Here is an 8,822-nt window from a genome sequence, read left to right as displayed (position 1 = left end):
GAAAGAGAGTAAATTATGGAAAGCCGGATGCTGGGAAACTTGCTTGTCCGGTTTGGACGGGGGCTGATTGTAAATAAAACAGCAAAGATAAATCGCTGAATAAAACGCAATTAATCTATCCGTATTAATTATGATCCATTCCATATTAAAAAAGCAATCACTAAAGCCATCGGTAAAATTACTTTTTTCTCTTTGTTGGATTTGCAATAAAAGGTTTACTATTTTTTAAATCCTCTTATTTATGATCTTTATCAATTATAAGTAACTAAGAGAAATCTAAAAATAAATATTTTTAAAAATATTCAATATAAAATCCTAATGGATCATCAATTTGAGATTGTTTTTTTAATTTTGGGATTAAAGAAAATTATCAAATCGCTAAAAAAATAAATTTATATTTTTATATGTTAAAAAATCAAAATATTAAAAAATTTTCTATGAAAAAGTTAAAAAAAATATATAAAAATAGCAATAAAATATTTTAAATAAAATCTTTATTTAATTTTTCATCTAACTTATAATCTTAAAAAAAATCTTTTATAAAATTAAATTTTATTAATCAAAAATAATTTATATTAAAAAATAATATTTTTTAAAAAAGTTAAAAATAACATATATTAAGTTAAAAAATAAAAATGTAATTTAAATAAATTAAAAGCTTAATTCTAAAATTAAAATATTTTATGTTTTGATAATTCAGCAAAAGAGAAGGGAGGGGCAATTGTCTTAGTTTTTTGCAAAAATAAATAATTTAATATCTTATTTCAAAATATTAAGAACAACTTTTTTTCGCTTGTTTTATTATATGTAAATATAATTATAATTATTAAAATAAATTGTCAATTTATTTTATAAACGGAGCGAATTTATCCTTTAATATTATATTTTTGGATTTATTTAATACAAATATTGTTATATAATTATTGATGGTTAATAAAAAGGATATTCATAATTAAATTATTCAACGAATATATCTTGATCTAATTTAACAGAAATAATATAAACATAACAATTTCCTTAAATAATTTAATAATCAAATAAAAAATTGAAATATTTGATAAATATTTATATTAAAAATTACTTGCTAAAATTAAATATATTATTTCATGAATAATTACAAAACAACAATCGAGGAAATATTATAAATTAATAATCATATGTTTTAATAGTTATTTATTTTGTTAAAAAATAGTTTTGAAACAAAATGAAATGTTTATGGTTCTTTAAAAATTTTAATATTTGAAAATAATGATGCTAAAATTATAGTTTAACAATATAAATCGAAAATTATTAATTCTAGAAAATATTCGATAAATAATAAAATCTAAAGGAAGTTTGAATATGTTTTTAGTTAATAATTTATGGAATCAATTGAAATTTTTTGGAGTTTTTTTAGCCGGATTTAGTGCTGGAGGTTTTACTTTTTCTTTGGTTTATTTATTTTTTATTGTTAAGAACTTTAATAAAAATTTTAAAATTTCTTTTCATGAAACAGAAGATTTGACAGAAAATGAAAAAGTAAATAAATTAATTAAAAAACATCAATTAACTTTTTTAGAAAAAACTAAACAACATCCTCAAAAGTATATGGACATATTATTTCAAGAAGTACAAAAATTAACTTTAGAAATTGCAACTATTTTTTATCCAAAATCCACTTCTCCTTGTTTAGAATTGAATTTAGGAGAAACTTTGTTATTAATAGAATATTTGCATAAAAGAATCGATATTCTATTTCAAAATAAAATTTTATGTATTTTTAAACGTATGACTTTGCGACAAATTATGGTTTTAAAATACAAACTAATAAATAAAAAATATTTACAAAAAATTAAAAAAACTAATAAAATAATGAATTTTGTAAGCAATTCGGTTAATTTAATTAATCCTTTCCATTGGGCTAAAAAATTGTTTTTACAACGTCTTTATCATGTTTTATTAGATAAAATTGGTTTAGCTATTATTTTAATATCTGGAGAAGAAGTATATAAAGTTTATAGTAAAAAAATTTTTGTTCCTGATCAAGATTTAAAATTATATTTACAAAATTTACAACAAGAATTAGATAAAAACAATAATAAATGATATAGTTAGATATTTATTATTTTCTATGAAACAATTATTAAGAAGAGTAAGATAATGTGTGAAATTTGTATTCAATGGTTCCCTGGTCATATGAAAAAAACTTTTAAAGAAATATCTCAATATTTAAAAATAATTGATTTAATTTTAGTTATTTTAGATGCCAGGATACCTTATTCAAGTGTGAATTGGGAATTATTAAAAACCTTTAATAATAAACCTTTTTTATTATTGCTAAATAAAATATCTTTAGCTGATATGTCTAATATAAATATTTTTAAAAAATTTTTCGAAAAACATAAAATACCATTTTTATGGATTGATTCTAAAATAAAAATCAATATTCATCAAATAAAACCTTATATTTATAGAATTTTAAAAATTAAAAATCCTTTTTGGCAACATAAAATTTTAAAATTAATGATTACTGGCATGCCTAATGTCGGTAAATCAACTTTTATTAATTGTTTCGCTAATAAAAAATTGGTTAAAACAGCTAACATACCGGGTATTACTAAACAAATGCAATGGATTAAAATAGACCCAAGAACGAAATTATTAGATACTCCTGGGCTTTTATATCATAAATTTAAAGATCCTCGTATTGGCTATAATTTAGCTATTTGCGGTTGTATTAAATCTACTTTATATCCTAAATTACCTATTGTAGAATATTTATTAACTTATCTGAAAAAAAATTACTATCAAAATTTACAAAAATGTTTTAAATTAACTAAACCAGAATTAGAATTACCAAATTTATGGTATAAAATAGCTCAAAAAAATCTTTATTTAACAAAAAATCAAATTCTTGACGAAAATAAAGTTTTAGATATGATATTATATAAAATTTCTAATGGTTTTATAGGTCCGGTTAATTTTGATTTAAATTTATCAAATGAGCTCCTCAAAGAGGTCTAAATATTAGCTTATCTAATAAATTAATAGTTTTCACTAAAAAAATTAGGTAATAAAGTTACTAAAAAAGGAAACGATGAGAAATTATAACGATTCAACGGGTTGCGATGAAAAATAATTATTTATTACCCAAAATGGTTGCTAATTACAAGTACCAGATAATCTCAGAAAGTGAAGCAGAAATCATATTAAATAATATCTGTATCGTAAAATCACTATACGTGAGTATTTAAGAGGATATCATTATTTACAATAGGTATTGAATATTTGGTCAATATAAAAAACCTGAACTCTCACCGTTTTCACATCAGTCAATTACTCTCAAGAATCAAAGTCGATATTTAGAATAAATTGGAAAATCCTCAAGGAAGAGTTATTAAATTAATTAAATTAATCAATAATGAAATAAAAGTCATTAATTCCCCCCTAAAAAAGTAAAGCGATCACTTAATAGTCATAAGAATTTTATCTAGAATGATAAAGATAATTTTCGTCCTAAGATAAAGAATAACGACCTTAATAATAAAAAAGAAGTCATTAATTTATTATTTATTGATAATAAAATTGCTTTTGTAGTTTGCGAATAGAAGATCTGTTTGTAATAATTAATTAAATAACTAATTTATTAATTAAAAAGCAAATTATTTATTCTTTTTATATATATAATTATTTAAAATTTATAAATTATAATATAAATTTTTAATTTTTAACTTAACAATTTCTTTGAGGAGTATTTTAATTATGAAATCACAAGTAATTATTGTAGAATCACCTTCCAAAGCTAAAACTATTAGTAGTTTTTTTGGTAATAAAATTTTAGTTTTATCTTCAAAAGGTCACATACGCAATTTATCTTTAAAAGGAAAAGATAATTTAGGAATTGATATTGATAATAATTTTAAACCTGATTATTGTATTATTAAAGACAAAGAATCTATAGTTCAAGATTTGATTTCTAAAACTAAAGATAAAGATGTTTTTATAGCTACTGATTTTGATAGAGAAGGTGAAGCTATCGCGTGGCATTTAGCTCAAGTTTTAAAATTAAATCCATTAGATAAAAATAGAATTTTTTTTAGCGAAATTAATAAAAATGTCGTTATTAAAGCTTTTAATAATCCTGTGTTAATTAATAAACGTTTAGTAGAATCCCAAGAAACTCGTTTAATTTTAGATAAAATTATCGGTTTTAAATTATCTTCTTTAGTACGTCGTATTCGTTCTAAATCGGCAGGACGTGTTCAATCTGTAGCTTTAAAACTTATTGCTGAACGCGAAAAAGAACATAACGAATTTGTTCCTGAAGAATATTTTTTAATTAAAGCTATTTTTGAAAATTTTACGGCTAATTTAATAATGAATCCGAAAAAATCTAAAATCAAATTAGAAGAATCCAATCAAATTATAAATCAATTAAAAGATAAACAATTTTATTTACAAGACGTAATTAAAACTCAAATCTTAAGCAAGCCGCCTAAACCATTTATTACAGCTACTTTGCAACAAGAAGCATTTAAATATTTAGGAATGAACTCTCGTAAAACTATGATAGTTGCTCAAAAACTTTACGAAGGTGTGAAAATAAATCGAGAAATTACAGGATTGATTACTTATATGCGGACTGATTCTTATTATATTTCTAAGGAATTTTTGGGAGAAGCAAGAAGATTTATTTCTGAAAAATTCGGTTCTTCTTATGTTAACAATATTGTAAGTAATTTTTCTGAAAATAACACAGAAGCTCATGAAGCTATTAGAATTACTGATATCAAAAGAACTCCTCAAGAAATTAAAAATTATTTAAATAAAGATGAATTATCTTTATATACTTTAATTTATCAAAAAACTATTTCTAGTTTGATGAATGCAGCAATTATTGATAAAACACAGTTTATTTTCAAGATAGAAAAATATTTATTTCAAGCGGAAGGTTATCAAATAATATTTGATGGTTATTTTAAAACAGCAACTTATTCTCGTTTTAAAGAAATTTTATTGCCAGATTATGAAAAGCAAAAATATTATTTACCCCAAAAAGTGATAGCGAAATCTCAAATGACTTTACCACCGCCTCGTTATAATGAAGCTTCTTTAATTAAAAATTTGGAAAATTTAAAAATCGGCAGACCTTCAACTTATTCTCATATTATTGAGACTTTAAAAAGTAGATATTACGTTGAAATTAAGGATAAAAAAATGATTTGTACTCAACGAGGATTAATTACAAATGAAGTTTTAATGAAATATTTTAATTCTTTTATTAATGTTAAATATACAGCTCATATGGAAGCACAACTAGATAAAATCGCTAATGGTCAAGTGGATAAAATTACTATTTTAAAAAAATTTTATGATGATTTTCTTAAATTATTTATATATGCAAATAATAATATTAAGGATATAGAAAATAATATTAATACAAAACAAAAATGTTCTGTTTGCGGAGATTTTATGGTAGAACGTTATGGTAAATATGGTGTTTTTTTAGGTTGTAATTCTTATCCTAAATGTCTAAATTCAGATCTTGACCAAAGAAAGAAAAAACCTCTAACTTTAACAAATCAAAATTGTTCTGTTTGTGGTTCTTTTATGGCAGAACGAAATGGTAAATATGGTAAATTTTTAGGTTGTAGTTCTTATCCAAAATGTAAACAAATCATTCCTTACAATAAAAATAATAAATTAAGAAATAAGGAAGAATAGAGATAATCATGTATATAAAGCTAATTTACATAAATTTATAAATGTATTAAGTTTTGTTAATAATTTTTATTTATATATATTATTTAAGGGAAATAAATAACTTATGTTTAATTTTTTTAAAAAAATTTTTCAAGAAAAAAATCAAAAGAAAAAAAATTTTTTTGTCAATTTAAATACTTTGCAAGAAGAGCAAATATCTGAATGGGCAAAAAAAATTAAATTAAAAAACAAATTAACTGAAAATTTATTGGATGAATTGAAAATTTTATTAATTAAATCTGATTTAGGTATAGAATCTACTCAAAATTTAATTAGTCAAATGCGTAAAAATATTTCATCTGAAAATTTATCTCAACCCAAATATTTTTTAAATTTTTTAAGAGATCAATTTTTATTATTTTATAAACCAGACAATGCAACAAATATAAAAAATAATATTTCAACTCAAAAACCACAAATTTATCTTTTTGTAGGGGTTAATGGTTCTGGAAAAACTACTACTATCGGTAAATTAGCTACTAAATTAACAGAAAAACATCAAAAAGTTTTATTAATAGCGGCAGATACCTTTCGTACTGGAGCCGTAGAGCAATTGAAAAGTTGGAGTAATATTTCTAAAAGTATTTTTTTTTCCAAAGCTAACAGTCAACCAGCAAGTGTAATTTTTGAAGGTCTAAAATATGGTGAAAATCAAAATTCTGATATTATTTTGTGTGATACTTCTGGAAGATTACAAAATAAAGATAATTTAATGAAAGAATTAGCTAAAATAGATAGAGTTATTAAAAAATATAATCCTCAAGCTCCGCATGAAATTTTTTTAATTTTAGATGCTATGACAGGGCAAGAAGCTTTAAAACAAGTAGAATCTTTTAATAAACTTATTCCGGTTACTAGTATTATTCTTACTAAATTTGATCATTTTTCTAAAGGAGGATTAATTTTAGCTATTAAACATTTATACCAGTTAGAAACTAAATATATAGGCATTGGGGAGAAATCCAATGATTTATTAGAATTTGATATTCAAAATTATGTTAATTGTTTATTTGACAATTCATAAAAATTAAATATATATAATCATTATTTTAAATAAAATAAATATTTATTAACAAAAAAATTTACTAAATATAAAAAGGAGTTATTTATGAATTTTTTAAGCAAAAGTGTTCAAAAAATAATTAATAAAATTGGTAATAAAAAATATATTCAACAAGATGATATTGATAATATCATGCAAGAAATAAATCCCGCTTTATTAAAGGCAGATGTTGATTATGAAGTAGTCATGAAATTTAATGAACTCATCAAACAACAAACCTTAAATATGCAACTTTTAAAAGGTTTGACCCCTCAACAACAAGTTATTAAAATAATTCAAAATACTTTAACTAATATTTTAGGGGATAAATCTTTACCTTTAAACTTAAAAGAAAATAAATTAAATGTTTTTTTATTAATAGGAATGAAAGGTAGTGGTAAAACCACTATTGCAGGTAAATTAGCTTTTTTCCTAAATAGAAAAAAAAATAATAAAATTTTATTAATTGCAGCAGATCATCATAGACCTGGTGGTATTCAACAATTGCAACAAATTGGCCAAAATATAGATATCGAGGTTTATAATGATAATAATACAAATGATTCTTTAAAAATTATTTTAAATGGTATTGATTATGCTAAAAATAATCATTTTCAAGTTGTTATCATCGATACTACTGGATTTTCTCCTGAAGATACAGCTAGTGTAGATAATTTATCTTTAATTAAAAAAAATATTAAACCAGATGAAACGTTTATTGTTATAGATGCTTTAGGCGGTCAACAAATATCAGGTAAAATTAAACAAATTAATGAAAAATTATCGTTTACAGGAGTAATTATGACGAAAATGGATGCCAAAACTTCAGGTGGTTTAATTTTATCTATTAGATATATTACTAAATTAGCCATTCGTTTTATTTCTAGTTCGGAACAACATAATGATGATAATTTTGAGATTTTTTATCCTGATCGAATAGCTTCTAGAATTTTAGGCATGGGTGATTTATCTACTTTAATAGAACATATGGAATCTAAAATAGATCCTAAACAAAATGCTGAATTAATAGATAAATTATTTCAAGATAATTATAATTATTATGATTTACAAAAACATTTAAATTTAATTAAAAAAATGGGGTCATTTCAAAAAATTTTAAATTTTATTCCTGGAATTAACAATAAAATCTCAAATTTAAATATTTTAGACAATAATATAATTATTAAATTCGAAGCCATTATTCAAAGTATGACGCATAAAGAAAGATTAAATCCAGATTTGATTGTTAATAATAATCGTCGTCGTCACCGCGTTATTAAAGGTTCTGGTACAACTGCTCAAGAAATAAATTTATTAATTAATTTTATAGAAAAACAAAAAAATTTAACTAAACAAATTGATAATAAAAATTTTAATAAGGATTCGATGGCAGATTATCAAGATTTAATAAATAAATTTTTAAATTCAAAATAAATATTTTTTAATTAATAGGAACGATCAAATTTATGAAAAATTTAATTTTAGTAGATGGGCATGCACTTATTTTTCGCGCTTACTATGCTACTACTTATAAACAAAATATAAATGATATTAAAAACGAAAATAACAATAATTTAAATAAATTTAATGCTTTAATGATTTTTATTAATATGTTTGAAAAAATTTTAGAAAAAACCCAAAATCATATTTTAGTTGCTTTTGATACACAAGGTAAAACTAAAAAAAAAGAAATTTATTTAGATTATAAAAAAGGACGTCCTCTTATACCTCAATTATTAATAGATCAAATTGTTTTAGTACAGGAATATTTAAAAATTTCTGGGGTTAAATATCATTATCAAACAGGGGGCGCCAAAGAGGCCTAAATTTCGTGCTATCTAACCAATAGCCAGGGCCGATAAACCCTGAAAGGATATGGTCGGTCTAACAAACGAAAGAATGTCAGATTAGAGCAGACCATAAAAGCGGATTGCGACAAAAGCAAATTAGTCAAGAGGATTCCGCCACCGAATAATTCCATGGAGAAGCCTGAAATGGCCTAAGAAGGAAAATTGATGTCATGATAAAGCCTATTCCG

At 22.4% G+C, this 8,822-nt stretch carries 6 protein-coding genes and 1 pseudogene; all 7 read left to right on the top strand.

From position 1 onward, the window contains the following. Positions 1-675: 675 nt before the first annotated feature. Positions 676-750 (top strand): annotated as a pseudogene (locus tag OC705_RS02575) (hypothetical protein); the annotation flags it as partial. A 591-nt stretch (positions 751-1,341) separates the two neighbouring features. Further along, positions 1,342-2,085 carry a hypothetical protein gene (locus tag OC705_RS01925; RefSeq protein WP_304512599.1) on the top strand — a complete coding sequence of 248 codons (744 nt, stop codon included), beginning with the start codon at positions 1,342-1,344 and terminating at the stop codon, positions 2,083-2,085. Positions 2,086-2,139: 54 nt separating this feature from the next. Beyond that, positions 2,140-3,003: a ribosome biogenesis GTPase YlqF gene (gene ylqF, locus OC705_RS01920; protein WP_304512600.1), complete on the top strand. Its 864-nt coding sequence runs from the start codon at positions 2,140-2,142 to the stop codon at positions 3,001-3,003. A gap of 738 nt (positions 3,004-3,741) precedes the next feature. Further along, positions 3,742-5,703, top strand: coding sequence for a type I DNA topoisomerase (gene topA, locus OC705_RS01915; protein WP_304512601.1), 1,962 nt, complete (start codon positions 3,742-3,744; stop codon positions 5,701-5,703). Between the two features lie 103 nt (positions 5,704-5,806). Next, the gene (gene ftsY / locus OC705_RS01910; protein WP_304512602.1) at positions 5,807-6,766 is read left to right on the top strand and encodes a signal recognition particle-docking protein FtsY; all 960 of its coding nucleotides are present in this window, start codon (positions 5,807-5,809) and stop codon (positions 6,764-6,766) included. A gap of 84 nt (positions 6,767-6,850) precedes the next feature. Continuing rightward, positions 6,851-8,218 (top strand): signal recognition particle receptor subunit alpha, encoded by a 1,368-nt coding sequence (locus tag OC705_RS01905; RefSeq protein WP_304512603.1) that lies wholly within the window; start codon positions 6,851-6,853, stop codon positions 8,216-8,218. Positions 8,219-8,250: 32 nt separating this feature from the next. After that, positions 8,251-8,610 carry a PIN domain-containing protein gene (locus tag OC705_RS01900; RefSeq protein WP_304512604.1) on the top strand — a complete coding sequence of 120 codons (360 nt, stop codon included), beginning with the start codon at positions 8,251-8,253 and terminating at the stop codon, positions 8,608-8,610. Positions 8,611-8,822: the final 212 nt, after the last annotated feature.

It is taken from the genome of Candidatus Phytoplasma fabacearum (assembly GCF_030586805.1).
Classification (GTDB): Bacteria; Bacillota_I; Bacilli_A; order Acholeplasmatales; family Acholeplasmataceae; genus Phytoplasma; species Phytoplasma fabacearum.
Note: the sequence above shows the minus strand (reverse complement) of the source record. Positions and strands in the feature narration are given on the sequence as shown.